The following is a 24503-nucleotide window of genomic DNA, read 5'->3' on the forward strand; positions in this document are numbered from 1 at the left end:
TCCCCACATGACATGAAGGAGCTCGCGACTATGGCTGCCGTCTGCGACGTTTGCGCCAAGGGCCCCGGCTTCGGTAAGTCGGTTTCGCACTCGCACCGGCGCACCAACCGTCGCTGGAACCCGAACATTCAGACCGTGCGCGCGCAGGTTGCCCCCGGCAACACCCGCCGCATGAACGTGTGCACCTCCTGCCTCAAGGCGGGCAAGGTCGCTCGCGGCTGATCTACCAAGGCTGCAATCTCGTCGAAGCCCCGGCACCCGTAAGGGTCGGCCGGGGCTTTGTCGTCGATGGAGTTCGGCTCGACCGTCGGTACGATTGACGCGTGCATATGGCACGAGGGGTGAAGCGGTGGCAGGTGGTCCCGCTGGCAGCCGACCACACCCGGAGTCTGGCCGCATGCCATATCGCCTGCTGGCGTGAGGCGTATCGGAACCTGGTGCCCCGACACGTACTCGACGCCTTCGACATCGACCGGCTGGCCGCGCAGTGGGAGCGCCGCCGCATCGCGTATCCGCACAACGCGGTCGTCGCCGTCACCGACGACGGCACGGTCATCGGTTTCGGCAGTGGCGGACCATCGCTGACCGAATCATCGGTCACCCCCCGCGAAATCAATGCCATGTATGTCCGGTCCGCCTGGTACGGCACCGGTGTGGCGCACGATCTCATGCGCACGGTGCTGGTCCCGGATGTGGATACCTCGCTCTGGGTGTTCGAGGAGAACCGCCGTGCCCAGGCCTTCTATCGCAAATACGGCTTCGAGCTCGATGGTGGCCACCAGGTCGAAGCCTTCAGTCCCGCATTGGAAGTGCGAATGGTGCGGCGCGCCGCCCGGCTCGGCTGAGTTACCAGCCGTACCCGGCGCAGCGCTACCGCACCATTCATCGAGCGCTACCGCGCTCCTTCATTCAGCGCCACCGCACTATGTCGGTGGGCGCTGATCACACTGTGCCGACGAAACTTACACCGAGCCGCCGATGCACTGCACCTGCTGGCTGATGGACTGGACGAAGCACGCGAGAGTCGACGTGGTGCTCGACGACAGCGACGAGGCGCTATTGGTGTCGAGCAGGCTGCCGACCGGTGTCGCCGGGGCGGGCGCGGTCGTCGAGTTGGTAAATGGTTCCAGCGTCAACGGCTCTGCGTGGGCGGCGGGGACGGCTGCGAACGCGGCACCCACGGCGAGGGCGGCGACGATACCGCGGGCAGTCTTTCTCTGCATGCATCTGCTCCTGAATAGGCTCAACGGGTTAACACGCCCTACGGCAGACGCCAGTCCACCGGGGCGGCCCCTAATGTACCGAGCAATTCGTTCGTACGGGAGAATGGACGAGATCCGAAGAAACCTCGCGACGCGGACAGCGGTGAAGGATGGGCGGATTCGATATACGGCGTCGAGCCCAACATCGGCTTCAAGGTCGAGGCATCCCGGCCCCACAGAATCGCCACGAGAGGCTGATCACGCGCCACCAGAGCGCGAATCGCCTGCTCCGTCACTGCCTCCCAGCCTTTACCGCGATGCGAGGCGGCCTGGCCCGGCGCGACGGTGAGTACTCGGTTCAGCATCAGCACGCCCTGGTCCGACCACGGCGTCAGATCACCGTTGGAGGGAGTCGGCAGTCCGAGATCCTTCGAGAGTTCGGAGAAGATATTGGCGAGACTGCGCGGCACCGGCTTCACATCCGGTTCCACCGAGAAGCTCAAGCCCATGGCATGACCCGGTGTGGGGTAGGGATCCTGGCCGACGATCAGCACCCGCACCTTGTCGAACGGTCGCTGGAAAGCCCGTAGTACGTTCTCCCCCTTGGGGAGATAGCCGCGCCCGGCGGCGATTTCCGCGCGCAGGAATTCGCCCATAGTGGCAATGCGGTCGGCGACGGGTTCGAGGGCCTCGGCCCAGCCCGAATCGATGACTTCCGTCAGTGGTTTGGCACCCATGTCGGGAAAACCTATCGTGGCCACTTTCATTGCGATACCTCACCCACCCGATGCGAAGGACTCCCACCCTGAAGGTCCCGACCTGGATGCGCCGTCGACAGTAACTCCGGCCCCCGACACAACCCGACCGATAACTACCCAACCTGCGGGGATATCAACGGTATCGGTGAAAGTGGCGGCAAAGGCATGGTCCTCGCCACCGGCCAGAATCCAGTCGAGCGGATCAGCGTCAAGGGCTGTTGCCACCGGATCGAGGACCGGGTCGCGCAGCGTGGCCGAGTCGAGATCGATGGCGACACCGGAGGATTCGGCGATATGTCCGAGATCGGCGAGCAGGCCGTCGGAGACGTCGGTCAGCGCGGTAATGGGCGCGTCGGTGGGCAGATCCAAGACCGCCTGGTACGGCGGGCGCGGAACCCGGTGCGCGGCAACCACATCCGCGAACCGCGTCGGATCGGCCCCGGAACTCAGCACCGCCAGCCCCGCCGCGGACCAACCCAATCGCCCGGCGACGGCAACCACATCACCGGGCCGTGCGGTCGACCGCAGAATGGGCGAACGTCCGCGCGGATCACCGAACGCGGTCACCGAAATCACCAGCAGTGGACTGCGCACCATATCGCCGCCGGCAATGGATCCACCGGACCGCTCGATCTCCGCCCACATGCCATCGGCGAGGTCGGAGACGAAATCGACCCGGGTATCGGCCGGACAGCCCAGCGACACCACGAACGCACTCGGTGTCGCACCCATACCCACCACATCGGCGGCATTCTGGGCAATGGCCTTGCGCCCGATATCGTGCGGACCCGACCAGTCGAGTCGAAAGTGGCGATCCTGCACCAGCATGTCGGTGGTCACCATGAACCGGCCGTCCGGTGCGGCCACGATGGCGGCATCGTCGCCCGGGCCGAGCAGTACGCCCGCAGCCTGGGTACGCCCGGCGTTCACCCGCGCGATCAGCGCGAACTCGCCGATATCCGCCACCGTCCGCGCAGCATCGGTCCCGGACTCGGATTGCCCGGTACCGGGCTCACGAGAACCGGTTCCGTTTCCACCGGGACGCTGCCTCCTGCTGGCGGTGATGGCGGTCTCCTTCGAGGTGAGTGCGATGCTGGCGACGAACCAACCGACGGTACCCTCGGTCCTGCACTCGCAGACCACCAGCCAGGACGCCCGCCGAAACGCGCGGCCCCAGCCCAGTAGATCGGGGATGTAGGACCGGATGAGCAAGGACACGCACGGAGACGAGACGGATTCGACGTCGACGGCCGAGCAGTCACCGGACACCGCGAACTCCGACGCTCAGGTGGAATCACCCGCCGAGTCCGGCCGCTCCCCCGCGCTGATCGCCACGGCCGTGGCCCTGCCCATCGCTCTGCTGGTCGGTGTCCTCGTCATGGCGTTCATCGCTCGCCAGAACGTGTCCCGTGAGCCGCTCGCACTCGGTTCGGTGCCCGCCCCCGGTGCCACCGGCCCGGCCTGCACGGCCCTGCTGCCGGAACTCCCCGCCACCCTCGGCGACTACACCGATGCCGAACTCGCCCAGCCCGCCCCCGCCGCCACGAAGGCGTGGCAGCTGCCCGAGGGCGGGGACCCGATCGTGCTGCGCTGCGGCCTCGACCGCCCGCTCGAATTCAATCGCGCGTCCCCGCTACAGGTCGTCAATGGCGTCAGCTGGTTCGCGGTCCGCGATGAGACCACCGGCGCCTCCTCCGGCACCTGGATCGCCGTCGATCGCGGCACCTACATCGCGGTAACCATGGCCGACAGCGCCGGACCCACTCCGCTGCAAGAGATTTCGGACGCCATTACCAAGACGATTCCGGAACAGCCGCTCGATCCGGGCCCGATTCCCAGCTGAATCCCGCACGAGCGACAGCCGCAGCGCTCGAGGCTTGTTCAGCCGCGCTGTGCCGCTCAGCAGATCCAGGTCAACACCGCCGGGCGCACCGTCGCCCGGATTCTCCCGGTGCATGACAGGATCGAGGGTACGCGCGGACGGAGCTCAGGTGCCCCGAGCGCCGCCTTGGTTCAGCGCAGCCCGGTGCCGCGCGCCAACGCGGTCTCGATCAGCGTGCTCACCAGGGCCCCGTTATCGAGACCGGTGGCCTCCCACATGCGCGGGTACATGGAGATGGCGGTGAAGCCCGGCATGGTGTTGATCTCGTTGATCACCGGCCCGTCGGCGGTGACGAAGAAGTCGACGCGGGCCAGGCCCTGGCAGTCGAGGGCGCGGAAGGCCCGCACCGCGAGTTCGCGAATCTGTTGCGACACATCGTCGTCGAGTTTGGCGGGGACGTCGAATTCACAGACGTCGTCGAGGTACTTGGTGTCGAAATCGTAGAAGTCGGGAATCTCGGTATCGGCCTCCGGCATCCGGATCTCCGCCACCACACTGGCTTCCACCCGGCCGTCCGGGAATTCCAGGACACCGCATTCGACTTCGCGGCCGACGATCGCGGCCTCGACAATCACCTTCGGATCATGCTGGCGCGCAGTGGCAATAGCGGCGTCGAGGCCATCCCAGGAGTCCACCTTGGTAATGCCGATGGAGGAGCCGCCGCGCGCGGGCTTCACGAACACCGGCAGCCCGAGACGCTCCTTGTCGGCATCGCTCAGGGTCGCGACGCCGGGACGCAGCACCACCTGGATACCGATCGGAAGACCTTCGGCGGCGAGGAGTTTCTTGGTGAACTCCTTATCCATACCGGCGGCGCTGGCCAGTACGCCCGGACCGACATACGGGAGTCCGGCGAGTTCGAGCAGACCCTGTAGCGTGCCGTCCTCACCGAATGCGCCGTGCAGCGTCGGGAAGACAACATCCACGCTGCCGAGCACGTCTTCGCCCCCGCCCAGCGGAACCAGGCTGCCATTGCGGCTCGGATCGGCCGCCAAGGTCAACTCGGTGCCGGAATCGGTCAGCACCGACGGGAGTTCCCGCCCCGCCGGGGTCAGTGCCTGCGGGTCACCGGAACCGAGCACCCAGGTGCCATCGCGAGTGATGCCGATCGGAACCGCCTCGTACCGTTCGGGATCGAGGCTGCCCAGCACGGTACGAGCCGATACGCACGAAACGCCGTGTTCGTTGCTGCGCCCGCCGAAAACCACCGCCACCCGGATCCTGTTGGTCATGCCCGGAACCGTACCCGGTCGGGGATGACGCTTCGGTTACACGGTGGGACCCGCCCGGGTCTCGCGGTCACCTCGCGGTCACTCCGACTTGAGCCGCCGCCCCAGCAGGTGGCCGATCGCCTCGGATGTCGACAGTCCCTGGTGGCATACCCGGTGCACCACATCCGTGAGCGGCATCTCCACACCGGTTCGCTCCGCCAACGCACGCACCGATGTGCACGACTTCACGCCCTCGACGACCTGCCCATGGGAGGCCTCCTGGGCGGACTCCATGGTTCCACCGGCGCCGAGAACATGGCCGAAGGAGCGATTACGCGACAGGGGTGAGGTGCAGGTGGCGACCAGATCACCGACGCCCGCCAGTCCGGCGAGGGTGACCGGCTCCGCGCCCAGCGCCACCCCCAGGCGCATGATCTCGGCCAGACCGCGGGTGATGAGGCTGGCAACCGTATTGTCGCCCAACCCCATTCCCGAGGCGATACCGCAGGCCAGCGCGACCACGTTCTTGCAGGCGCCGCCGATTTCGCAGCCCACCACATCGGTATTGGTGTACGGGCGGAAATAGCCGGTGGCGATGGCCTGCTGGACCGCCTCGGCGCGCGCGGCATCCGAACACGCGACCACGGTGGCGGCGGGCTGCCGGGCGGCGACCTCATCGGCCAGGTTCGGGCCGGACAGCACCGCGACCCGACTCAGATCCGCCCCACTCACCTCGGCGATCACCTGACTCATACGCAGCAGCGTGCCGGTCTCGATGCCCTTGGCCAGGCTCAGCAGGGTGGCATCGCCGGGCAGGTCGCCCTTCCAGGCCGCGAGATTGGCGCGCAGCGATTGCGAAGGCACCGCCAGCACCACAATGTCCGCGCCTTCGAGTGCGATCCGGTGATCATCGGTGGCGGCGATGGGCGGCAGCTCCACATTCGGCAGATACCAGGGGTTGCGATGCTCGGTCGCCAGCGCTTTCGCCACCTCCGGCCGCCGCGCCCACATGGTGACGTCAGTTCCCGCCTCCGCCAATACCTTCGCGAACGTGGTCCCCCAGGAACCCGCTCCCAGCACCGCTGCCCTCGTCATCTCACCAATATAGGCAGCGTTCGCGCCTACGCCGTCGCGCTGCCCGATAGCGGGGTACGAACCACCGGTATGTCGCAATTCGGGCGTGGCGCCGGCCTACCGTGTGACGGCTACTCGGCTTCATCCGCTCAGGTTCATCCGCGATGTCACCTGCCTTCGTCATTCCGGCGCGCTTTGGCCGGAATCCACCCTCTGATAAGTAGCGGATCCCGGCCAACAGCAGGCCGGGATGACGGAAATAGTGTGGTCCGGCGACGCTGCACGGAACCTCGGTAGTCGGCGCGCCGCGGCGGGAATATCGACCGACTGTCCCAGGCTGTCGCATGCGACGGCCGCAGACGAACGGCCGCGCGACCCGGCGCACGCCACGATTCGGCGACCGCCGCGTGTCGCGTCACTTGGTAGTGGGAGGATTCGGGCATGCGCTCGTCCGTGCACGCCGTTATCGCGGTGAAGAGTCTCGGGCTCGCCAAGAGCCGGCTCGCCGATCGGCTGCTTCCGCAGGACCGGCCGCAGCTGGTGCTGGCCATGCTCGCCGATACGGTGACGGCGGCGACCTCGACCCCGGAGATCGCCTCGGTCACGGTGGTGACACCCGATCAGCGCGTATCGCAATTGGTGCGCGGACTCGGCGCGCGCGTCCATCCCGAACCACCCGTCTCCGCACCGCACACCGGGTTGAATACCGCCCTCAGCGCCGCCGCCACGACGGTACGCGCGGTACACGGCCCGGTCGAACTGCTCGCGCTACAGGCGGATCTGCCCGCGCTGCGACCGCACGAACTGTCGGACATGCTCCGGTCGGCCGCGGGGCTGCGCCGAGCGGTCGTCGCCGATCACACCGCCACCGGCACGGTCGCCCTCCTCGTCGGTGACGGAACCTCCGCGCTGAACCCACTTTTCGGCACCGACTCGGCCCGCCGTCATATCGACGCGGGAGCCATGGAGTTGCGCGGTGAGTGGCCGGGGTTGCGGCAGGACGTGGATACCGCCGACGATCTGGCGCGGGCGATGGAACTCGGAGTCGGCGTGAATACCGGCGCGCTATTGCGTGAACTCGACATGTCGCATCGGGGCGGCGGCAAATCCACAGTGGCCCGGACCGGGCCACCGGTGCGCCGACCGGCGTGATCTGCACTGCAATGGATGGTGTCGGACCGGCGGACCCCTCGGCAGATAGGGAATGATCGTGAGTGTGAGCGATACGGAAACCGTCAAGCAACCGCCGCTACTACCCGCGGCACCGCCCGCGGCGACCCCACTGCCCACGACCTCGCGGCTGCCGCCGGATCGCTATCTCAATCGCGAATTGAGCTGGCTCGATTTCAACTCCCGCGTGCTCGCGCTGGCCGAGGACCCCTCCCAGCCATTGCTGGAGCGCGCCAAATTCCTCGCCATCTTCGCGTCGAATCTCGACGAGTTCTATATGGTCCGCGTCGCCGGGCTGAAACGTCGCGCCGAGACCGGTCTCTCGGTCCGCTCCGCCGACGGGCTCTCCCCCAATGAGCAACTCGATCTCATTGCCGCCCGCGCCCAGGAGATCGCCGTTCGGCACGCTCACGTATTCCTGGAATCGGTATTGCCCGCCCTCACCACGCAGGGCATCGACATCATCGGCTGGGAGGAACTCGATGAGGCGGAGCGGCAACGCCTTTCGAGCCACTTCACCGATCAGGTATTCCCGGTCCTCACCCCGCTCGCCGTCGATCCGGCGCACCCGTTCCCGTATATCAGCGGCCTGAGCCTGAATCTGGCCGTGACGGTGAAGGATTCGGTGACCGGTGGCGAACATTTCGCGCGCGTCAAGGTCCCTGACAATGTGGACCGTTTCGTCCGGGTCCGCCGCTCCTTCCCGGCCCGGGATGCCAACAGCCCCACCGGATCCGCCATGGCGGCCTTCCTGCCGATGGAGGAGCTGATCGCGGCACACCTCGATCTGCTGTTCCCGGGAATGGAAGTGGTGGAACACCATTCGTTCCGGATTACCCGAAATGCCGACTTCGAGGTGGACGAGGACCGCGACGAGGATCTGTTGCAGGCCCTGGAGCGAGAACTCGCCCGCCGCCGCTTCGGATCGCCGGTGCGCCTGGAAGTCTCGGACGATATGACCGAGCACATGCTCGATCTGCTGCTGCGCGAACTGGATGTCGATCCCGGCGACGTCATCCAGGTGCCCGGCCTCCTCGACCTGTCCTGCCTGTGGCAGGTGTACGGCGTCGACCGGCCCAATCTCAAGGACGCGCCGTACGTACCGGCGACCCCGCCCGCCTTCGGTGAACGGGAAACGCCCCGAAACGTTTTCGCCGCCCTGCGCGAGGGTGACGTGCTGGTGCACCACCCGTACGACTCGTTCTCCACCAGCGTGCAGCGCTTCATCGAGCAGGCCGCCGCCGACCCGCAGGTCCTCGCGATCAAGCAGACCCTGTACCGCACCTCCGGCGACTCCCCCATCGTCAATGCCCTCATCGACGCCGCCGAGGCGGGTAAGCAGGTGGTGGCGCTGGTGGAGATCAAGGCCCGCTTCGACGAGCAGGCCAATATCAAATGGGCGCGTGCCCTGGAACAGGCCGGCGTACACGTGGTCTACGGCCTCATCGGCCTCAAGACGCACTGCAAGACCTGCCTGGTGGTGCGCCGCGAGGGCGCGACCATCCGCCGCTACTGCCATATCGGCACCGGCAACTACAACCCCAAGACCGCGCGCCTGTACGAGGACGTCGGATTGCTCACCGCCGCACCGGAGATCGGCGCGGACCTCACCGATCTGTTCAACTCGCTCACCGGATACTCCCGGAAGTCCAACTATCGCAACCTGCTGGTGGCTCCGAGCGGCGTCCGCGCCGGAATCATCGAACGCATCGAGCGCGAAATCGAACTGGCCCAGGAGGGTCAGGCCGCTCGAATTCGCATGAAGGCCAATGCCATCGTGGACGAGCAGGTCATCGACGCGCTCTATCGCGCGTCGCAGGCGGGCGTGCCGACCCAGATCGTGGTGCGCGGCATCTGCGGCCTCAAACCCGGCGTCCCCGGTATGAGCGAGAACATCGAGGTGCGCTCGATCCTCGGGCGGTACCTGGAACATTCCCGGGTCATGCACTTCCAGGCGCAGGACCAGTACTGGATCGGCAGCGCCGACATGATGCACCGCAATCTCGACCGGCGCGTGGAAGTCATGGCTCAGGTGAAGGATCCGCGCCTGGCCGGGCAGTTGAACGGCATGTTCGACTCCGCCCTGCATCCCGACACCCGCTGCTGGGTCCTGCAATCGGACAGCAGTTGGCAGGCCCGACCGGACACCTCGATTCCCGATGTGCAGGTCCGCGACCATCAGGAGTACCTCATGCGACTGCGGAGGCCGGATCGCCCGTGAGCAAGCCGAAGAACTACGCCCTGGCCGGAATCTCCGATCCCCGGGTCAGCCCCAATATTCTGGCCGCCGGAGCGGTGCTGTGGCGGTCCGACGGCCGGGGCGGGCTGGAAATCGCTGTGGTGCACCGCCCGAAGTACAACGACTGGTCGCTGCCCAAGGGCAAGCTGGATCCCGGTGAGACGCCGATGATCACTGCCGTCCGCGAGGTGGCCGAGGAAACCGGGCTGAATTCCCGCCTGGGGCGCTATCTCGGCTTCGTGACGTATCCGGTGCCCGGTCATCGCAAGCTCAAGCGAGTGGACTACTGGGCCGCCACGGTGGTGGACGGTGAATTCGTCGCCAACCTCGAGGTCGACGAACTGGAGTGGTACGGCGTCGACCGGGTGATGGATCAGCTGTCGTACCCGATGGACCGCACCATTGTGCGAAATTTCCTTCGGCTACCGGCCGACACCGCCACCGTGCTGGTGGTGCGGCATGCCAAAGCGGGCCGTAAGGACCGCTTTTCGGGCCCGGACGACGAGCGGCCGCTCGAAAAGGCCGGTCGTGCACAGGCTCGCAACCTCGCCCCGAACCTGGCCGCCTTCGGAGCCGGCGAAATCTACTCCGCCCCACCGTTGCGCTGTGTGCAGACGGTGGAACCGCTCGCTGAGCAGCTCGGAATCGAGGTCGAAATCGAGCCGCTGTTCTCCGAAACGGGATATGCCGAAGCGACCGACGCGGCCCGAAAACGCGCCCGAAAATTGGTTTCCGAGGATACGGTTCCGGTCATTTGCAGTCAGGGCAGGGTAATTCCGGATCTGCTGGACTGGTGGGCGGACCGCGACGGTGTCGCCCTGCCGCCCGCGCGTAATCGCAAGGGCAGTGTGTGGGTGCTGTCGGTCCATGAGGGTCGCCTGGTGGCCGCGGACCACCTCGACCGTGCGCTGACCGTGGATATCGGGCGCTGACGCCGCTCTCGCGCCGTCACAGGCCATTTCGGGCCCGTCTCAGCTCGTCCCGGACGGTCCCGCGTGCCCACCGGGCATTCGACACCGTCAGAGCCTATTTCGCACCGTCAGAGCAAGGATCGCGCCGTCACAGGCCATTTCACGACGTCGGAGCCCACTTCCGCGCCCTCACAGGCGAATCCGCCCCCTGACATGCGAAACGGCCCGGGCCAATGGCCGGGCCGTTTCGCATTGTGTCGTCCTACTGCGTCGCACAGTGCCTGTGCTGGACGGCTATTGCCGTCAGCGACGGGCGGTGCGCTTTGCGGCGGTCTTCTTCGCCGGAGCCTTCTTCGCAGTGGTCTTCTTGGCGGTGGTCTTCTTCGCCGCCGTGGCCTTCTTGACGGCGGCCTTCTTCACCGCAGTCTTCTTGGCCGGAGCCTTCTTTGCGGCCGGGGCCTTCTTCGCCGCGGTCTTCTTCGCGACCGTCTTCTTCACGGCTGCCTTCTTGGCCGGGGCCTTGGAAGCGGCCTTCTTGGCTGTGGTCTTGGCCGGAGCCTTGGTAGCGGTCTTCTTCGCCGCTGCCTTCTTCGCTGTCTTCTTGGCGCCGGTGGCCTTCTTACCCGACACCGGGGCGGCCACACCACGTTTCACGGCCGGGCCGCTCGCGGCGATCTTCTGCTTACCCGCAATGATCGCCTTGAACTGTGCACCCGGACGGAACGCGGGAACCGAGGTCGGCTTAACCTTCACGGTTTCACCGGTGCGCGGGTTACGAGCGACCCGAGCGGCCCGCTTGCGCTGTTCGAAGACACCGAATCCGGTGATGGTGACGCTCTGACCTTTGTTCACCGCGCGCACGATGGTGTCAACCATCTGTTCCACTGCCGCAGTGGCAGTGCGCCGATCAGTACCCAACTTCTCGGTCAGAACATCGATCAGTTCCGCCTTGTTCATTGAATCCTCCGCAGACTAATGGCCCGTCGTCGGACCGACTAGGTACCACGTTAAACCTTCATTGGGCAAGAGTCTATGTGCCACGCCAAAATTCATGTGTCGTGGCACACGCCCAGCTACCGCGTTTGGGAGGGTTCAGCTATCGCATACCAATGATTACGTCTGCGAAATATGAGCCGGAATCGTTGCGGGTTTCCAAGTCGGCCTTGCCTTTTCGTAGGCACTGATCTCGTCGCTACGCTGCAGTGTCAGACCGATGTCGTCCAACCCCTCGAGCAGCCGCCACCGGGTGTAGTCATCAATATCGAACGGCAACACGACGGTTCCCGCCGTCACCGTTCGAGTCTCCAGGTCCACAACCAATTCCAGACCCGGCTGCTCTTCGATGATCTTCCAGAGCAATTCGACATCGTTCTGTGACATTCGCGCGGCCAGCAACCCGCCCTTGCCGGAGTTCCCCCGGAAGATGTCCGCGAAGCGCGACGAGATCACGACCCGGAAGCCGTAGTCCATCAGTGCCCAAACCGCGTGCTCGCGTGAGGATCCGGTCCCGAAATCCGGACCGGCGACCAGGACACTACCTCGGTTGTAGGGCGCGGTGTTCAGAATGAAGTTCGGATCCGTTCGCCATGCCGCGAACAAGCCGTCCTCGAATCCCGTTCGGGTGACGCGCTTCAGATACTCCGCCGGGATGATCTGATCGGTGTCGACATTGGATCGGCGCAACGGAACACCGATCCCTTTGTGAACCTTGAAGGCATCCATCATTTACTCCTGAAGTCTGGTGTGAGAAGTGTGGAATCAGTTCAGATCCGCAGGTGAGGACAGGGTTCCGCGCACCGCGGTAGCCGCCGCGACCTGCGGCGAGACCAGATGCGTGCGACCGCCCTTGCCCTGTCGCCCTTCGAAGTTCCGGTTCGACGTCGACGCGCAGCGCTGACCGGGCGAGAGCTGATCGGGGTTCATACCCAGGCACATAGAACAACCGGCCTGACGCCATTCCGCGCCCGCGGCGGTGAAAATCTCGCCCAGGCCCTCCTTTTCCGCCTCCAGGCGCACCCGCATGGAACCCGGCACGATCAACATCCGCACGCTGTCGGCCACTTTGCGGCCCTTCAAGACATCGGCTACCGCACGCAAATCCTCGATACGACCATTGGTGCACGAACCGACGAAAACGGTATCTACGGTGACATCGCGCAACGGCATACCCGGTGTCAGATCCATGTAGCGCAACGCCTTCTCGGCGGTCTCACGCTCGTTCTCATCGGTCATATCGGCCGGATTCGGCACCAGGTCGCCCAGCGGCGCACCCTGCCCCGGATTGGTACCCCACGTGACGAAAGGTGTGAGCTGCGAGGCGTCGATATGTACCTCGGCATCGAAAACCGCGCCCGCATCGGTCTTCAGTGCCTCCCACGACGCCACGGCGGCGTCCCATTCCGCGCCCTCGGGGGCATGCGGGCGGCCTTTCAGGAATTCGTAGGTGGTCTCATCGGGGCCGACCATGCCCGCGCGCGCACCCGCCTCGATCGACATGTTGCACATGGTCATCCGGGCCTCCATGGACATGGAGCGCACGGCCGCGCCGCGGTACTCCAGCACATAGCCCTGACCGCCGCCGGTACCGATCTGCGCGATGACGGCGAGAATTACATCCTTCGACGTCACACCGTGGGGCAGTTCGCCATCGATATTGATGGCCATGGTCTTGAACGGCTTCAGCGACAAAGTCTGGGTCGCCAGCACATGTTCCACCTCGGAGGTGCCGATACCCATGGCCAGCGCGCCGAACGCGCCGTGGGTGGAGGTATGCGAATCACCGCACACCACCGTGGTTCCCGGCTGGGTCAGGCCCAATTGCGGTCCGACCACGTGCACGATGCCCTGATCCAGATCGCCCATCGGGTGCAGGCGGATACCGAATTCCTCGCAGTTGCGGCGCAGCGTGTCCACCTGCAGGCGCGAAATGGGGTCGGCGATCGGCTTGTCGATATCGATGGTCGGGACGTTGTGGTCCTCGGTGGCGATGGTGAGATCCGGCCGGCGCACCGGGCGGCCCGCCGCGCGCAGACCGTCGAAGGCCTGCGGGCTGGTCACCTCGTGCACCAGATGCAGGTCGATATAGATGAGGTCGGGTTCGCGCTGTTCGCCTTCGCCCGGGCCGCGGACTACGACGTGCTGCTCCCAGACTTTCTCCGCCAGAGTGCGTGGCCGATCGGCCATATCTCCATCACCTTTCGATTCTCGTCGCCGCGCCAGGGCTGGTGGCACGGTGTCGCGGCCCGCCGGGGCTGTGGGCGTCGAGTTGCCATTCCCACCGTTTGCAATTCCCACTATGCGAGACGCTAATATCGTTCTATGAGACAGCATAGCGGCATCGGAGTGCTCGACAAAGCGATGGCGGTACTCGCAGCGGTAGCCGAGCAACCCTGCGGCCTCAGCGACCTGTGCACCCGCACGGGCCTGCCCCGGGCCACCGCGCACCGGCTGGCCGTCGGCCTGGAAGTGCACCGCATGTTGGCCCGCGACAACCAGGGGCTGTGGCGACCCGGCCCCGCGCTGTCCGAACTGGCGACCACCGCCAGCGACCCGCTGCTCGATGCCGCGACGACCATCCTGCCGCGCCTGCGCGAGATCACCGGCGAGAGCGTCCAGCTCTATCGCCGCGACGGAAACGCCCGGATCTGCGTGGCCTCGATGGAACCCGCCTCGGGCCTGCGCGACACCGTGCCGATCGGCGCCCGACTACCGCTGACCGCGGGCTCGGCCGCCAAAGTCATCCTCGCCTGGGCGGATCCGGATCTGCAGCGCACCATCCTGGCCGACGCCGTCTTCGGCGAGCGGGCCCTCGCCGAGGTGCGCCGCCGCGGGTGGGCGCAGAGCGCGGCCGAACGCGCGGCCGGTGTCGCCAGCGTGTCCGCCCCGGTGCGCGACGCCACCGGCGCGGTGGTCGCCGCCGTCTCGGTATCCGGACCCATCGACCGCATGGGCCGACGGCCCGGAGCCCGATGGGCAGCCGATCTGGTGGCCGCCGCCGAGGCCCTCCACAAGCGCCTCTGACGGGCGTTCGAGGGCGCGGCGGGGCGGCGGGTAGGTCACGCCGTCCACAGCCGTCACAGCGCCCTCAGCCGAATCTCCAGACTCACGATCCTCAGGTCGGCTGTGCCGGGAACCACCTTCGCTCAGCCATGTGACCTGCCCCATACGCCGTAAAGTACATTCGGCTGATGGGAGTTAATCAACGCGCGTCGATCGTGATGTCCGATGAGGAGATCACCGACTTCCTGGAGCGCAGTCGCATCGCCACCCTCGCCACCCTCGGCCCGCAGGGCACCCCGCACCTGATCGCCATGTGGTACGGCCTGATCAACGGCGAAATCTGGTTCGAAACCAAGGCCAAATCGCAGAAGGCGGTCAATCTGCGCCGTGACCCGCGCGTCACCGTGCTGGTCGAAGCCGGCGATACCTATGACCAGCTGCGCGGTGTCGCCATCGAGGGCCGAGCGGAAGTCATCGACGACGCGGACGCCCTGTTCCAGGTCGGAATCAGTGTGTGGGAGCGCTACACCGGCCCCTACAGCGAAGAGATGAAGCCGTTTGTGGACCAGATGCTGCACAAACGCGTGGCCATCCGCCTGGTGCCCGAGCGCACTCGCAGCTGGGACCACCGCAAACTCGGCCTGCCCGCCATCCCGTACGGCGGCACCACCGCGAACGCACTCGACGACTAATCCATTCGGGATCGACATTCGACAAAGCGAAAGGCCCCCAACCGCAGTGGTTGGGGGCCTTGCCTGGTAGTCCCGACGGGATTTGAACCCGCGCTACCGCCTTGAGAGGGCGGCGTCCTAGGCCGCTAGACGACGGGACCAGGATGGTTGTAGGTCCTCGGCAATCCGTACGGACCACCGACAACGACAACCGAGAGCGTTTTACCGCTCTCTGCTGGGGTACCAGGACTCGAACCTAGAATGGCTGAACCAGAATCAGCTGTGTTGCCAATTACACCATACCCCAATGGACCTGGGCGTTTGGTCTGTCCCTTGTGAGGATCTCGACTTCGTTTCCGGCCGAGAAAGAGATTACCAAACGCCACGGGGTAAACCACAAATCGGCTGGTCAGAGGCCCATTTTTCGGCTAATTCGGACTGCGGGTGGCCAGCGCGGCCCGCAAACGACCCATCGCGGTCTCCCGGCCCAGCAGTTCCAGCGACTCGTAGAGCGGAGGGCTGATGTGCGATCCGGTGACGGCGACGCGTACGGGAGCGAACGCCTTACGCGGCTTGAGACCCAGTTCGTCGATGAGTGCCGTTTTGAGCGCCTCCTCGATCGGAGCCGCGGTCCACGCGGAAACACCTTCCAACGCGGTAATCGCCGCCTGCAATACCGGCAACGCATCGGTTCCCAGGTTCTTTTCCGCGGCGGCGGGATCGATTGTGAACTCTTCGGCGGGGATAAAGAGGAACTTCAATAGATCCCAGGCATCACTGAGTACCACGATGCGCGTCTGCACTAGTTCGGCCGCGGTGGCGAAGAGCTTCTCGTCGATCTCCGCACCAATATGTCCGTGTCCGGTGAGGTACTCGCGCAGTCGGTGAGCAAAGTCACCCGGTTCCAGCAAACGAATATGTTCGGCGTTGATCGCATCGGCCTTCTTCTGGTCGAAACGAGCCGGATTGGAATTCACTGTCGAAATATCGAAGGCGGCCACCATCTCCGCCATCGAGAAGACATCATGATCATCGGCGATGCTCCAGCCGAGCAGCGCCAGATAATTCAGCAAACCTTCGGGAATGAAGCCGCGGTCGCGGTGAAGGAAGAGATTCGACTCCGGATCACGCTTGGAAAGCTTCTTGTTCCCCTGCCCCATCACGAACGGAAGATGACCGAACTCCGGGGTACCTTCGGCGACGCCGATCCGCTCGAGTGCGGCATACAACGCCAACTGCCGGGGCGTGGAGGAAAGCAGATCCTCACCGCGCAACACGTGCGTAATTCTCATCATGGCGTCATCGACCGGGTTAACCAGCGTATAGAGCGGATCGCCATTACCGCGGGTGAGCGCGAAATCGGGAACCACACCCGCCTTGAAGGTGGTCTCACCGCGCACCAGATCGTTCCAGGTGAGGTCCTGATCGGGCATCCGCAGCCGGATGACGGCGGGGCGGCCATCGGCCTTGTAGGCGGCGATCTGCTCGGGCGTCAGATCCCGGTCGAAGTTGTCGTAGCCCAGCTTCGGATCACGTCCGGCGGCCCGGTGGCGGGTCTCGACTTCCTCTGGGGTGGAGAAGGATTCGTAGGCCTCACCGGCCGCCAGCAAACGCGAAACCACATCCAGATGCAGCTCCTTGCGCTGCGACTGGCGGTAGGGGCCGTAGGGGCCGCCGACCTCGGGACCCTCGTCCCAGGTGAGGCCGAGCCAGCGCAGCGCGTCGAGGAGGGCCCGGTAGGAGTCCTCGGAATCGCGTGCGGCATCGGTATCTTCGATGCGGAAGACGAAGGTGCCGCCGTGGTGGCGGGCATACGCCCAGTTGAACAGGGCGGTCCGGACCAGGCCGACATGCGGCGTACCGGTCGGAGACGGGCAGAAGCGGACCCGTACGTCAGTCATGGCTCTCTCTCGATCAGCGTTTTGCGGCAACGGGATTGGTGAGGGTGCCGATACCTTCGATGGTCACGGACAGGTTCTGACCGGCCTGCATCGGGCCGATGCCCTCGGGTGTGCCGGTGAGGATGACATCGCCGGGCAGCAGCGTCATCACCGTGGTGACCCATTCGATCAATTTCGGAATATCGTGCAGCAGCAGTGAAGTGCGGCTGCGCTGGCGGATCTGACCGTCGAGTTCGGTGACGATCTCCAGATCCGAAGGGTCCAGCGAGGTTTCGATCCACGGACCGAGCGGACAGAAGGTGTCATAGCCCTTGGATCGGGTCCACTGACCGTCGTGACGCTGCTGGTCTCGGGCGGTGACATCATTGGCGACGGTGTAGCCGAGGATCACCTCGTGGGCCTTGGCGGCCGGGACATCCTTACACGGGCGGCCGATGACAATGGCCAGTTCGCCCTCGTAATCCACCTGGGAAGAACTGGGCGGCAGGATGATCGGGGCATTAGGGCCGACAATGGAGGTATTCGGCTTCATGAAGATGACCGGATCGGCCGGAGCCGGGCCACCCATCTCCTCCGCGTGCGCGGCGTAGTTCTTACCGATACAGATCACCTTGCTGGCGAGGATGGGCGCGAGCAGTCGCACGTCCGCCAGCGGCCAGCTGCGGCCGGTGAACGTCGGTGTACCGAACGGGTGTTCGGCGATTTCGCGGACGACGGTGGCGTCACCGTCTCCCTCCACGCTTACGAAAGCGACCCCATCGGGGCTGGCAACTCGACCTAGGCGCATGGGTCGCAGTCTATCGACCGGCTTCGACCTGCCCGAACGCACCCGACCGAGTGTTCGGGTACACCCCCGTCACCCGCCGCCTCACGGGCCCGGCGGCCGGCTGGTGATCATCGGAGCACCGGGGTGCGACAGAAGTGAAAAGGACCGTCACACAATACAACTCGATGTTATGGACACCGCCGGAAAGCCGCCTCCGGACGTGTGAGCAAACATACAGCTCGTCACGGGAATCGACTTGCGCCACGGGTGTACCTTAAGGCCAGATGTTCAAATAGTAAGACATCAATCCCAGATAGTGAGACTCGAGGTGATGGCCATGGCCACCGTGACCCAGATCGATTCGTCGAAACGGTGGGCCATGCTGGCACTCGGCGTCTTCGCCCAGGCCTCGAGCGCGGTCTTCGTCCACGGCACCCCGTTCCTCCTGCCCGCCCTGACCGATCGAGGATTGCCGCTGGCGACGGCCGGCCTGCTGGTCTCCATGCCCACCATCGGCCTGGTGTGCACGCTGATCGCCTGGGGCTATGTGGTGGACCGCATCGGCGAACGCAAGGTATTGGTGGCCGGACCCGCATTGATGCTGGTGGCGGGCGTGGCCGCGGCGACTGTCTCCGATTACGCCACCCTGGGCGTGCTGCTGTTCCTGGGCGGTATGGGCGCGGCGAGCACCAATGGCGCGAGCGGCCGGGTGATCGTCGGCTGGTTCCCACCCGAGCGACGCGGACTGGCCATGGGTATCCGGCAGACCGCTCAACCACTGGGCGTGGGCATCGGCGCTCTGAGTATTCCCACCGTCGCTGCGGCGCACGGATTCTCGACCGCCGTCCTGGTGCCCGCGCTGATGGCGGGCGTGGCCGCGATCAGTTGCCTGATCGGTATCGTCGACCCGCCCCGTCCGGAAGCCGCTGGCGCGCAGGGTAAACCTGCCAATCCATACCGCGGCGATTCCACGCTGTGGCGGATCCATGTGGTCTCGGTTCTGCTGGTGTTTCCGCAGGCGACGCTGTGGACCTTCGCCCTGCTGTGGCTGCACCGCGATGTCGGCTGGTCGCTGCCCGTCGCCGGAGCGGTGGTGACCGGCACCCAAATCCTGGGCGCGGGTGGCCGAATCGGCGCCGGGATCTGGTCCGACCGGGTCGGCAGCCGGTTGCGGCCGCTGCGCACGGTGGCCATCGCGGCCGTAATATCCATGTCCGCGTTGGCCTTCACCGCCTGGATGGGCTGGTGGTGGCTGGCGATCGCGGCGCTGATCGTGGCCTGTGTTATTACGGTCACCGACAATGGACTGGCCTTCACCGCGGTGGCCGAGATCGCCGGACCGTATTGGAGCGGACGCGGTTTGGGTATCCAGAACACCGGCCAGAACCTGACGATGGCGATGGTGGCCCCCACCTTCGGAGCATTGATCACCGTCGCGGGATTCCCGGCCGCCTACCTGCTGGCCGCCGTAATCGCCATGGCCGCCATCCCATTGGTTCCGACCGATCCGAAAAACTGACTCGCGCAGCCGCTCCCGCCGCACCGTTCGGTGGAAGCGGCGCTGTGCCCATCGTGGTTGTGCGGGTGGACACAATCCATACGGATAACCGAAACCCCCGTGCCGGAAAGGATTCCGACCCGGGGGTTCGACTCGAGTACTGACTCAGACCGCGGCGGCGATGCGGTCGCCGACCTCCACTGTGGAGGCCGGGGCGGTCCGGGACGCGAGGTCCTTGGCGACGGCGGCCTCGATGCGGCCGGCGGCCTCGGCATTACCCAGGTGTGCGAGCAGCAACGACACCGAGAGGATGGCGGCGGTCGGGTCGGCCTTGGACTGGCCCGCGATATCGGGGGCGCTGCCGTGTACCGGCTCGAACATCGACGGGTTGGTACCGGAGGCGTCGATATTTCCGGAGGCGGCCAGGCCGATACCACCGGAGACGGCGGCCGCGAGGTCGGTGATGATGTCGCCGAACAGGTTGTCGGTGACGATTACGTCGAAGCGGCCCGGGTCGGTGACCATATGGATGGTCGCGGCATCGATGTGCTGGTAGGCCAGCTCGATGTCCGGATACTCCATCGCGACCTCGTTCACCGTGCGCTGCCACAGCGAACCGGCGAAGGTGAGCACATTGTTCTTGTGCACCAGGGTGAGGTGCTTGCGACGCTGCTTCGCCTTGTCGAAGGCGTAGCGCACCACGCGCTCGATCCCGAAGCGAGTGTTGGTGGAGACCTCGGTGGCCACCTCGTGCGGGGTATTCACGCGGATCGCGCCACCGGTACCGGTGTACGGACCCTCGGTGCCCTCACGGACGACGACGAAGTCGATATCCGGATTGCTGGACAGCGGGCTGGTGACACCGGCGTACAGCTTCGACGGACGCAGGTTCACGTGGTGGTCCAGCTCGAACCGGGTACGCAGCAGCAGCCCGCGCTCCAGCACGCCGGACGGCACCGACGGATCACCGATCGCGCCCAGCAGAATCGCGTCGTGCTGCTTGAGCTCGGGCAGCACATTCTCGGGCAGGATCTCACCCGTCGCATGGAACCGCTTGGCGCCCAGATCGTATTCGGTCTTCTCGACACCGGGCACCACCACATCGAGCACCTTGAGTGCCTCGGCGATGACCTCGGGGCCGATACCGTCGCCCGGGATGACAGCGAGTTTCATGAATTCATGCTCCATTCGGATTCTCCACGCCCGTGAACATCCGCCACGATAGCGGGTAGGTATCCGAGGTCCCGCACCAGGGCGAACCCTTCCCATCCAATGGGATCGGTCAACCGCTGGTCGGATGGCATTACTCCCAGGAAGTGGGATAACACATGGACGAGCGGCAGCCCCGGTACGCGATCGCCGAGTGCGTCGTGACCGGTTACGCGCCCTGGGGGATTCTCGTGACGACCGACGCCGGTCGACACGGCTGGGTGGCAGCGGAATATCTTGCCGACGGGACGATTCGCCGGGACGAGTGGCCCGCGGTCGGCACTCGTCTGACCGGAGTCGTCCTCGGCTACACGCACGCCGGACGAATTCGACTCGCGACAATTCCGAGCTACGTCGCCGCCCTGCGTGACAGCACTGATCCCGCTGCGGCAGCACGACTCTGGGCGGCCGAGCGACGGCACTGACAGCCGTCGACAGACAGTGACCTCCGTATATTCGAGGGATGTTCGACAATGCCAGACTCGAGCGCAAGATCGATCGCCTCGAACGCAAGCTCGACCTGATCATCAAACATCTCGGAATCGCCGACCCGAGCACGATGCTCGACTACGGCGAGATCGACGAACTCATCCAGCGGGGCAAAAAGATCCACGCGATCAAGCGCTATCGCGAACTCGATCCCTTCGCGAGCCTGCTGGAGGCGAAGAACGCCATCGACGCGCGCGAACGCAAACTGGGCTGACCGCCGCCTCATATACGCCGAGCCCCTTCCATCTGGATGGAAGGGGCTCGGCGGCAATGACTTCGGGCGAACCGACCGCCCGTCGGACTCAGCTCAGGTCGACCTGCGCCACCTTGGCCGCACCGACGGCCTCGGCGATGGCGGCCTGCACGTCGGCCGGGACCTCGGCATTGACGCGGAGGACGACGGTCGCGCCCTCCTTGTCGAGATCCTGGGTCAGCTGCGCGGCCAGAATGTCGATCTCGGCCTCGCCGAGCTTGGTGGCCAGGCGGCCCAGCTGGCCCGGGCGGTCGGCGTAGTTGAACACGACCAGGTTGAGGCCCTCGGCGCGCATATCGTAGTTGCGGCCGTTGATGTTCACGATCTTCTGGACCTGCTGCGGCTCGGTCAGGGTGCCCGCCACATTGAGGGTGCGGCCGTCACCGAAGACGGCGCGCAGGTCCACCAGACTGCGGTGGGTGGGGCTCTCCGACACCGTGGTGACGGTGGCCTCGATACCGCGGTCCTTGGCCAGCGACGGGGCGTTGACGAAGGTGACCGAATCCTCGATGAGGGCGGAGAACACACCGCGCAGCGCCGAAAGCTCCAGTACCGCGACATCATTGGCGGTCAGCTCGCCGCGCACCTGCACCTCGAGGCTGACCGGCAGCTCGTCGGCCAGCGCACCCAGCAGCGCGCCCTGCTTGCGGACGATATCCAGCCACGGGGCGACCTCGTCGGACACCAGGCCACCGGTGACATTCACCGCGCCGGGCACGAATTCACCGGCGAGGGCGAGCTGTACGGACTTGGCGACATCGGTGCCCGCGCGGTCCTGCGCCTCGGCGGTGGAGGCACCCAGGTGCGGGGTCACCACGACCTGCGGCAGCTCGAAAAGCGGGCTGTCGGTGCAGGGTTCGGTCTCGAATACGTCGAGACCGGCGGCGCGCACGTGGCCGGAGTTGATGGCATCGGCGAGCGCCTGCTCATCGATCAGACCGCCGCGGGCGGCATTGACGATAATGACGCCCTTCTTGGTCTTGGCGAGCGTCTCGGCATTGAGCATGCCCTTGGTCTCGGGCGTCTTCGGCAGGTGGATGGAGATGAAGTCGGCGGTCGCGAGCACCTCGTCGAGGGTCATCAGTTCGATGCCGAGCTGGGCGGCGCGCGCCGGGGAGGTGTAGGGGTCGTACGCGACGATCTTGGTCTCGAAGGCGGCGAGGCGCTGCGCGAACAGCTGGCCGATGCGGCCCAGGCCGATGACGCCGACGGTCTTGCCGAGGATCTCGACACCGTTGAACTTGCTGCGCTGCCAGGTGTGCTCGCGCAGGGTGGCATCGGCGGCCGGGATCTGCCGCGCGGCCGAGAGCAGCAGCGTGACGGCGTGCTCGGCGGCGGTGTGGATATTCGAGGTCGGCGCGTTGACGACCATGACGCCACGCTCGGTCGCGGCCGGAACATCGACATTGTCGAGGCCGACGCCCGCGCGGGCGACGATCTGCAGCTTCTTGCCCGCTTCGAGGACCTCGGCGTCGACCGTGGTCGCGGATCGCACCAGCAGGGCGTCGGCGTCGGGCACGGCGGCGAGCAGCTCGGCGCGGTTGGGTCCGTCGACCCAGCGAACCTCGACGCCGTCACCGAGCGCGTCGACGGTCGACTGGGCGAGCTTGTCGGCGATCAGAACTACAGGGCGGCCTGCTTGGCTCACTGGGGGTGCTCCTGAAGGAATGGGAATCGGCAATTTCGCGGCCCAGCTTAGTGGGCGCGATTTCGGGTGCCCTTACCGCCCGGTAGGCGGCTGCCTTCACAAGGATGACAGGGCAGTTCCCACTGAGCGAGACTCTCTAGGTCAATTGTCCAATTCAATGCGCGCAGGAACTGTCCGGCAGCTACGGTGCCGCGCATGTCTCGCACTCACCGCATACTCGCGGCCGTCGCACTGGCCGCGCTCCCACTGGCCGCGGCCGCACCCGCTCCGGCGGCCCCGATCGAGAACAAGGTCGTGGTCATCGGTATCGACGGCACGCTGTGGAGCGAGGTACTCGCCGCCGATGCCCCGAACCTGGGTCGCCTCGCCGCGGAGGGCACCCTCGCGCGCACCTCCATTGCCCCGCACACCACCATGTCGTGTGTCTCCTGGGCCACGGCACTGACCGGCGTATGGGATACCAAGCACGGCATCCAGGACAATGGATCCACTTGCAACCCAGGGCCTTTCGCGCAGTATCCGACGGTGTTCACACAGGTGGAGCGGGAGCGGCCGGCATTGACCACCGCGTCCATCGGCACCTGGGACAAGATCGGAATGATCGCGCGCACCGGCAGCCCGAAGGCCGACCGGGTGGTCGTCACCCAGATCGACCCCACCGGCGCGGGCGTGTGCGAGACCACCGCGGATGCCAATGCCACCGCGCAGGCCGTCACGGCCATCGCCGACGACGGGGCCGATCTGCTGTTCACCCACCTCGATCAGGTGGATATCGTGGGACATACCCTGCGCGGCATCTGGCCGCAGGCCTATCGCGATGCCATCGGCCGCGCGGACGGACTGGTCGGCAAGATCACCGCCGCGGTGGACGCGCGCGCCGCCGCATATTCGAATGAGCGGTGGACGATTCTGGTCACCACCGATCACGGTCATAAGCCCGATGGCGGACACGGCGGACAGAGCGCCTATGAGACGGCCAGCTTCGTCCTCGCGCGCGGGGCCGGTTTCGCGGCGGGCGCGGAGAACAACGGGTACACCCTGGCCGACATCACACCGACCGTGCTGGATCTGCTCGACGTCCCGGCTCCCGCGAACCTGGACGGGCGATCGATGCTGACGGGCGGCTCTGGCAACCCGGCCGCGCCGGTTCCGAATACGCCACCTGTCGACTCGGGGATCACCGGTTCGTCATCCGGTTCGGCGCAGGCGGCCATGGTGGCCAATCCACTGTGCGTTCTGGGCAGTGGCTCGGCCAGCGGATCAGCGAGCGGATCATTCGACCGGTAGACAGCCCTGCGTCCATGGAAAGAAAAGCCCGCCCTCGGAGCTGCGGCGTCCGAGGGCGGGCTTTGAAGCCGAATTAGTCGGCTACTGGGTTCACTTACCGAAAGAACCGGTCGACAGCGTGTCGAGGATGCCGGTGAGAGCAGCGCTACCGGTGTTCAGCCCACCGTTGATAGCGGCCATCAGGGTGTCCCAAATTACGGGGATCATATGAATCTCTCCTCACGAATTCTCAATTGAACTTCTGTCGCCGAGCATATCGGGCGACATTTCGGACCCGTTACCAGGGTTTACGGGAATGTGATGTGCACAACATCGAGTAACATCTGTGCCCGGAG

24 protein-coding genes, 2 tRNA genes and 1 pseudogene are annotated in these 24503 nt (G+C 65.8%); 12 read left to right on the forward strand and 15 right to left on the reverse strand.

Annotated elements, in window-relative coordinates:
- The first annotated feature begins 30 nt into the window (after positions 1-30).
- Both rpmB and NU1_RS25080 read left to right on the forward strand, forming a co-directional pair.
- Entirely contained in the window at positions 31-222 is a 192-nt protein-coding gene (gene rpmB, locus NU1_RS40630) for a 50S ribosomal protein L28 (RefSeq protein WP_039799620.1), read from the forward strand.
- Positions 223-329: 107 nt separating this feature from the next.
- Entirely contained in the window at positions 330-845 is a 516-nt protein-coding gene (locus NU1_RS25080) for a GNAT family N-acetyltransferase (protein WP_067524847.1), read from the forward strand.
- A gap of 117 nt (positions 846-962) precedes the next feature.
- On the opposite strand, the gene NU1_RS25085 is transcribed toward NU1_RS25080, so the two are convergent.
- The 3 genes from NU1_RS25085 to NU1_RS25095 are packed head-to-tail and all read right to left on the reverse strand — an operon-like array spanning position 963 to position 3025.
- A complete protein-coding gene (locus tag NU1_RS25085; RefSeq protein ID WP_067524849.1) occupies positions 963-1223 on the reverse strand; it encodes a hypothetical protein in 261 nt (86 codons plus the stop codon).
- 38 nt (positions 1224-1261) lie between these two features.
- Positions 1262-1939 (reverse strand): uracil-DNA glycosylase, encoded by a 678-nt coding sequence (locus NU1_RS25090; protein WP_067524851.1) that lies wholly within the window; start codon positions 1937-1939, stop codon positions 1262-1264.
- A gap of 39 nt (positions 1940-1978) precedes the next feature.
- On the reverse strand, positions 1979-3025 hold the full coding sequence (locus NU1_RS25095) for a thiamine-phosphate kinase (protein ID WP_371859838.1): 1047 nt from the start codon (positions 3023-3025) through the stop codon (positions 1979-1981).
- A gap of 139 nt (positions 3026-3164) precedes the next feature.
- Between NU1_RS25095 and NU1_RS25100 the strand changes: the two genes are divergently transcribed.
- Positions 3165-3803 (forward strand): DUF3515 domain-containing protein, encoded by a 639-nt coding sequence (locus NU1_RS25100; RefSeq protein WP_067524852.1) that lies wholly within the window; start codon positions 3165-3167, stop codon positions 3801-3803.
- A 48-nt stretch (positions 3804-3851) separates the two neighbouring features.
- On the opposite strand, the pseudogene NU1_RS44340 reads toward NU1_RS25100, so the two are convergent.
- From NU1_RS44340 to NU1_RS25110, 3 genes and pseudogenes are all read right to left on the reverse strand, one after another.
- Positions 3852-3917 (reverse strand): annotated as a pseudogene (locus NU1_RS44340) (DUF6191 domain-containing protein); the annotation flags it as partial.
- A 56-nt stretch (positions 3918-3973) separates the two neighbouring features.
- Positions 3974-5074, reverse strand: coding sequence for a D-alanine--D-alanine ligase family protein (locus tag NU1_RS25105; RefSeq protein WP_067524855.1), 1101 nt, complete (start codon positions 5072-5074; stop codon positions 3974-3976).
- A 78-nt stretch (positions 5075-5152) separates the two neighbouring features.
- Entirely contained in the window at positions 5153-6148 is a 996-nt protein-coding gene (locus NU1_RS25110; protein ID WP_067524858.1) for an NAD(P)H-dependent glycerol-3-phosphate dehydrogenase, read from the reverse strand.
- A 420-nt stretch (positions 6149-6568) separates the two neighbouring features.
- Between NU1_RS25110 and cofC the strand changes: the two genes are divergently transcribed.
- The 3 genes from cofC to NU1_RS25125 are packed head-to-tail and all read left to right on the forward strand — an operon-like array spanning position 6569 to position 10468.
- The gene (gene cofC / locus NU1_RS25115; RefSeq protein ID WP_067524859.1) at positions 6569-7279 is read left to right on the forward strand and encodes a 2-phospho-L-lactate guanylyltransferase; all 711 of its coding nucleotides are present in this window, start codon (positions 6569-6571) and stop codon (positions 7277-7279) included.
- A gap of 52 nt (positions 7280-7331) precedes the next feature.
- Positions 7332-9518: an RNA degradosome polyphosphate kinase gene (locus NU1_RS25120; RefSeq protein WP_067524860.1), complete on the forward strand. Its 2187-nt coding sequence runs from the start codon at positions 7332-7334 to the stop codon at positions 9516-9518.
- Positions 9515-10468: an NUDIX hydrolase gene (locus tag NU1_RS25125; RefSeq protein WP_245720299.1), complete on the forward strand. Its 954-nt coding sequence runs from the start codon at positions 9515-9517 to the stop codon at positions 10466-10468. The genes NU1_RS25120 and NU1_RS25125 overlap by 4 nt, the downstream gene beginning before the upstream one ends.
- A gap of 282 nt (positions 10469-10750) precedes the next feature.
- On the opposite strand, the gene NU1_RS25130 is transcribed toward NU1_RS25125, so the two are convergent.
- From NU1_RS25130 to leuC, 3 genes are all read right to left on the reverse strand, one after another.
- The gene (locus NU1_RS25130) at positions 10751-11404 is read right to left on the reverse strand and encodes an HU family DNA-binding protein (RefSeq protein ID WP_067524861.1); all 654 of its coding nucleotides are present in this window, start codon (positions 11402-11404) and stop codon (positions 10751-10753) included.
- Between the two features lie 156 nt (positions 11405-11560).
- Positions 11561-12169, reverse strand: a complete 609-nt coding sequence (leuD, locus tag NU1_RS25135) for a 3-isopropylmalate dehydratase small subunit (protein WP_067525075.1) — start codon at positions 12167-12169, stop codon at positions 11561-11563.
- 36 nt (positions 12170-12205) lie between these two features.
- Complete coding sequence (gene leuC, locus NU1_RS25140) at positions 12206-13630, reverse strand: 3-isopropylmalate dehydratase large subunit (protein WP_067524863.1); 1425 nt, start codon at positions 13628-13630, stop codon at positions 12206-12208.
- A 135-nt stretch (positions 13631-13765) separates the two neighbouring features.
- On the opposite strand from leuC, the gene NU1_RS25145 reads away from it, so the two are divergent.
- Both NU1_RS25145 and NU1_RS25150 read left to right on the forward strand, forming a co-directional pair.
- Entirely contained in the window at positions 13766-14467 is a 702-nt protein-coding gene (locus tag NU1_RS25145; RefSeq protein ID WP_067524866.1) for an IclR family transcriptional regulator, read from the forward strand.
- Between the two features lie 167 nt (positions 14468-14634).
- Positions 14635-15138, forward strand: coding sequence for a PPOX class F420-dependent oxidoreductase (locus tag NU1_RS25150; protein ID WP_067524871.1), 504 nt, complete (start codon positions 14635-14637; stop codon positions 15136-15138).
- Between the two features lie 64 nt (positions 15139-15202).
- Here the strand turns inward: NU1_RS25150 and NU1_RS25155 are convergent.
- The 4 genes from NU1_RS25155 to NU1_RS25170 form a co-directional block, all read right to left on the reverse strand.
- A tRNA-Glu gene (locus NU1_RS25155) sits at positions 15203-15278 on the reverse strand.
- Between the two features lie 74 nt (positions 15279-15352).
- Positions 15353-15424 (reverse strand) — tRNA-Gln (locus tag NU1_RS25160).
- 121 nt (positions 15425-15545) lie between these two features.
- Positions 15546-17018, reverse strand: coding sequence for a glutamate--tRNA ligase (gltX, locus tag NU1_RS25165; RefSeq protein ID WP_067524874.1), 1473 nt, complete (start codon positions 17016-17018; stop codon positions 15546-15548).
- A gap of 13 nt (positions 17019-17031) precedes the next feature.
- Complete coding sequence (locus NU1_RS25170; protein WP_067524875.1) at positions 17032-17805, reverse strand: fumarylacetoacetate hydrolase family protein; 774 nt, start codon at positions 17803-17805, stop codon at positions 17032-17034.
- A 316-nt stretch (positions 17806-18121) separates the two neighbouring features.
- Here NU1_RS25170 and NU1_RS25175 point away from each other — a divergent pair, with 316 nt between their 5' ends.
- Positions 18122-19303 carry an MFS transporter gene (locus NU1_RS25175; protein WP_067525077.1) on the forward strand — a complete coding sequence of 394 codons (1182 nt, stop codon included), beginning with the start codon at positions 18122-18124 and terminating at the stop codon, positions 19301-19303.
- Positions 19304-19447: 144 nt separating this feature from the next.
- Here the strand turns inward: NU1_RS25175 and NU1_RS25180 are convergent, their stop codons facing one another.
- On the reverse strand, positions 19448-20455 hold the full coding sequence (locus tag NU1_RS25180) for a 3-isopropylmalate dehydrogenase (protein ID WP_067525079.1): 1008 nt from the start codon (positions 20453-20455) through the stop codon (positions 19448-19450).
- A gap of 155 nt (positions 20456-20610) precedes the next feature.
- On the opposite strand from NU1_RS25180, the gene NU1_RS25185 reads away from it, so the two are divergent.
- Both NU1_RS25185 and NU1_RS25190 read left to right on the forward strand, forming a co-directional pair.
- The gene (locus NU1_RS25185) at positions 20611-20916 is read left to right on the forward strand and encodes a hypothetical protein (RefSeq protein WP_067524879.1); all 306 of its coding nucleotides are present in this window, start codon (positions 20611-20613) and stop codon (positions 20914-20916) included.
- A gap of 38 nt (positions 20917-20954) precedes the next feature.
- Entirely contained in the window at positions 20955-21194 is a 240-nt protein-coding gene (locus NU1_RS25190; RefSeq protein ID WP_067524880.1) for a hypothetical protein, read from the forward strand.
- Positions 21195-21282: 88 nt separating this feature from the next.
- Here NU1_RS25190 and serA read toward each other — a convergent pair whose 3' ends face one another.
- Complete coding sequence (serA, locus tag NU1_RS25195; protein WP_067524882.1) at positions 21283-22881, reverse strand: phosphoglycerate dehydrogenase; 1599 nt, start codon at positions 22879-22881, stop codon at positions 21283-21285.
- Positions 22882-23076: 195 nt separating this feature from the next.
- Here serA and NU1_RS25200 point away from each other — a divergent pair, with 195 nt between their 5' ends.
- Positions 23077-24168, forward strand: a complete 1092-nt coding sequence (locus NU1_RS25200; RefSeq protein ID WP_067524884.1) for an alkaline phosphatase family protein — start codon at positions 23077-23079, stop codon at positions 24166-24168.
- Positions 24169-24503 lie beyond the last annotated feature (335 nt).

The sequence above is a fragment of the Nocardia uniformis NBRC 13702 genome, assembly GCF_001613345.1.
In the GTDB taxonomy this organism is placed as follows: Bacteria; Actinomycetota; Actinomycetes; order Mycobacteriales; family Mycobacteriaceae; genus Nocardia; species Nocardia uniformis.

Excerpts from the sequence above, each read along its gene's own strand:
- rpmB (WP_039799620.1), top strand. The coding sequence starts at position 31 with ATGGCTGCCGTCTGCGACGTTTGCGCCAAGGGCCCCGGCTTCGGTAAG.
- NU1_RS25080 (WP_067524847.1), top strand. The coding sequence starts at position 330 with ATGGCACGAGGGGTGAAGCGGTGGCAGGTGGTCCCGCTGGCAGCCGAC.
- NU1_RS25085 (WP_067524849.1), bottom strand. The coding sequence starts at position 1,223 with ATGCAGAGAAAGACTGCCCGCGGTATCGTCGCCGCCCTCGCCGTGGGT.
- NU1_RS25090 (WP_067524851.1), bottom strand. The coding sequence starts at position 1,939 with ATGGGTGCCAAACCACTGACGGAAGTCATCGATTCGGGCTGGGCCGAG.
- NU1_RS25100 (WP_067524852.1), top strand. The coding sequence starts at position 3,165 with ATGAGCAAGGACACGCACGGAGACGAGACGGATTCGACGTCGACGGCC.
- NU1_RS25105 (WP_067524855.1), bottom strand. The coding sequence starts at position 5,074 with ATGACCAACAGGATCCGGGTGGCGGTGGTTTTCGGCGGGCGCAGCAAC.
- NU1_RS25110 (WP_067524858.1), bottom strand. The coding sequence starts at position 6,148 with ATGACGAGGGCAGCGGTGCTGGGAGCGGGTTCCTGGGGGACCACGTTC.
- cofC (WP_067524859.1), top strand. The coding sequence starts at position 6,569 with ATGCGCTCGTCCGTGCACGCCGTTATCGCGGTGAAGAGTCTCGGGCTC.
- NU1_RS25120 (WP_067524860.1), top strand. The coding sequence starts at position 7,332 with ATGATCGTGAGTGTGAGCGATACGGAAACCGTCAAGCAACCGCCGCTA.
- NU1_RS25130 (WP_067524861.1), bottom strand. The coding sequence starts at position 11,404 with ATGAACAAGGCGGAACTGATCGATGTTCTGACCGAGAAGTTGGGTACT.
- leuD (WP_067525075.1), bottom strand. The coding sequence starts at position 12,169 with ATGGATGCCTTCAAGGTTCACAAAGGGATCGGTGTTCCGTTGCGCCGA.
- leuC (WP_067524863.1), bottom strand. The coding sequence starts at position 13,630 with ATGGCCGATCGGCCACGCACTCTGGCGGAGAAAGTCTGGGAGCAGCAC.
- NU1_RS25145 (WP_067524866.1), top strand. The coding sequence starts at position 13,766 with ATGAGACAGCATAGCGGCATCGGAGTGCTCGACAAAGCGATGGCGGTA.
- NU1_RS25150 (WP_067524871.1), top strand. The coding sequence starts at position 14,635 with ATGGGAGTTAATCAACGCGCGTCGATCGTGATGTCCGATGAGGAGATC.
- gltX (WP_067524874.1), bottom strand. The coding sequence starts at position 17,018 with ATGACTGACGTACGGGTCCGCTTCTGCCCGTCTCCGACCGGTACGCCG.
- NU1_RS25170 (WP_067524875.1), bottom strand. The coding sequence starts at position 17,805 with ATGCGCCTAGGTCGAGTTGCCAGCCCCGATGGGGTCGCTTTCGTAAGC.
- NU1_RS25175 (WP_067525077.1), top strand. The coding sequence starts at position 18,122 with ATGGCCACCGTGACCCAGATCGATTCGTCGAAACGGTGGGCCATGCTG.
- NU1_RS25180 (WP_067525079.1), bottom strand. The coding sequence starts at position 20,455 with ATGAAACTCGCTGTCATCCCGGGCGACGGTATCGGCCCCGAGGTCATC.
- NU1_RS25185 (WP_067524879.1), top strand. The coding sequence starts at position 20,611 with ATGGACGAGCGGCAGCCCCGGTACGCGATCGCCGAGTGCGTCGTGACC.
- NU1_RS25190 (WP_067524880.1), top strand. The coding sequence starts at position 20,955 with ATGTTCGACAATGCCAGACTCGAGCGCAAGATCGATCGCCTCGAACGC.
- NU1_RS25200 (WP_067524884.1), top strand. The coding sequence starts at position 23,077 with ATGTCTCGCACTCACCGCATACTCGCGGCCGTCGCACTGGCCGCGCTC.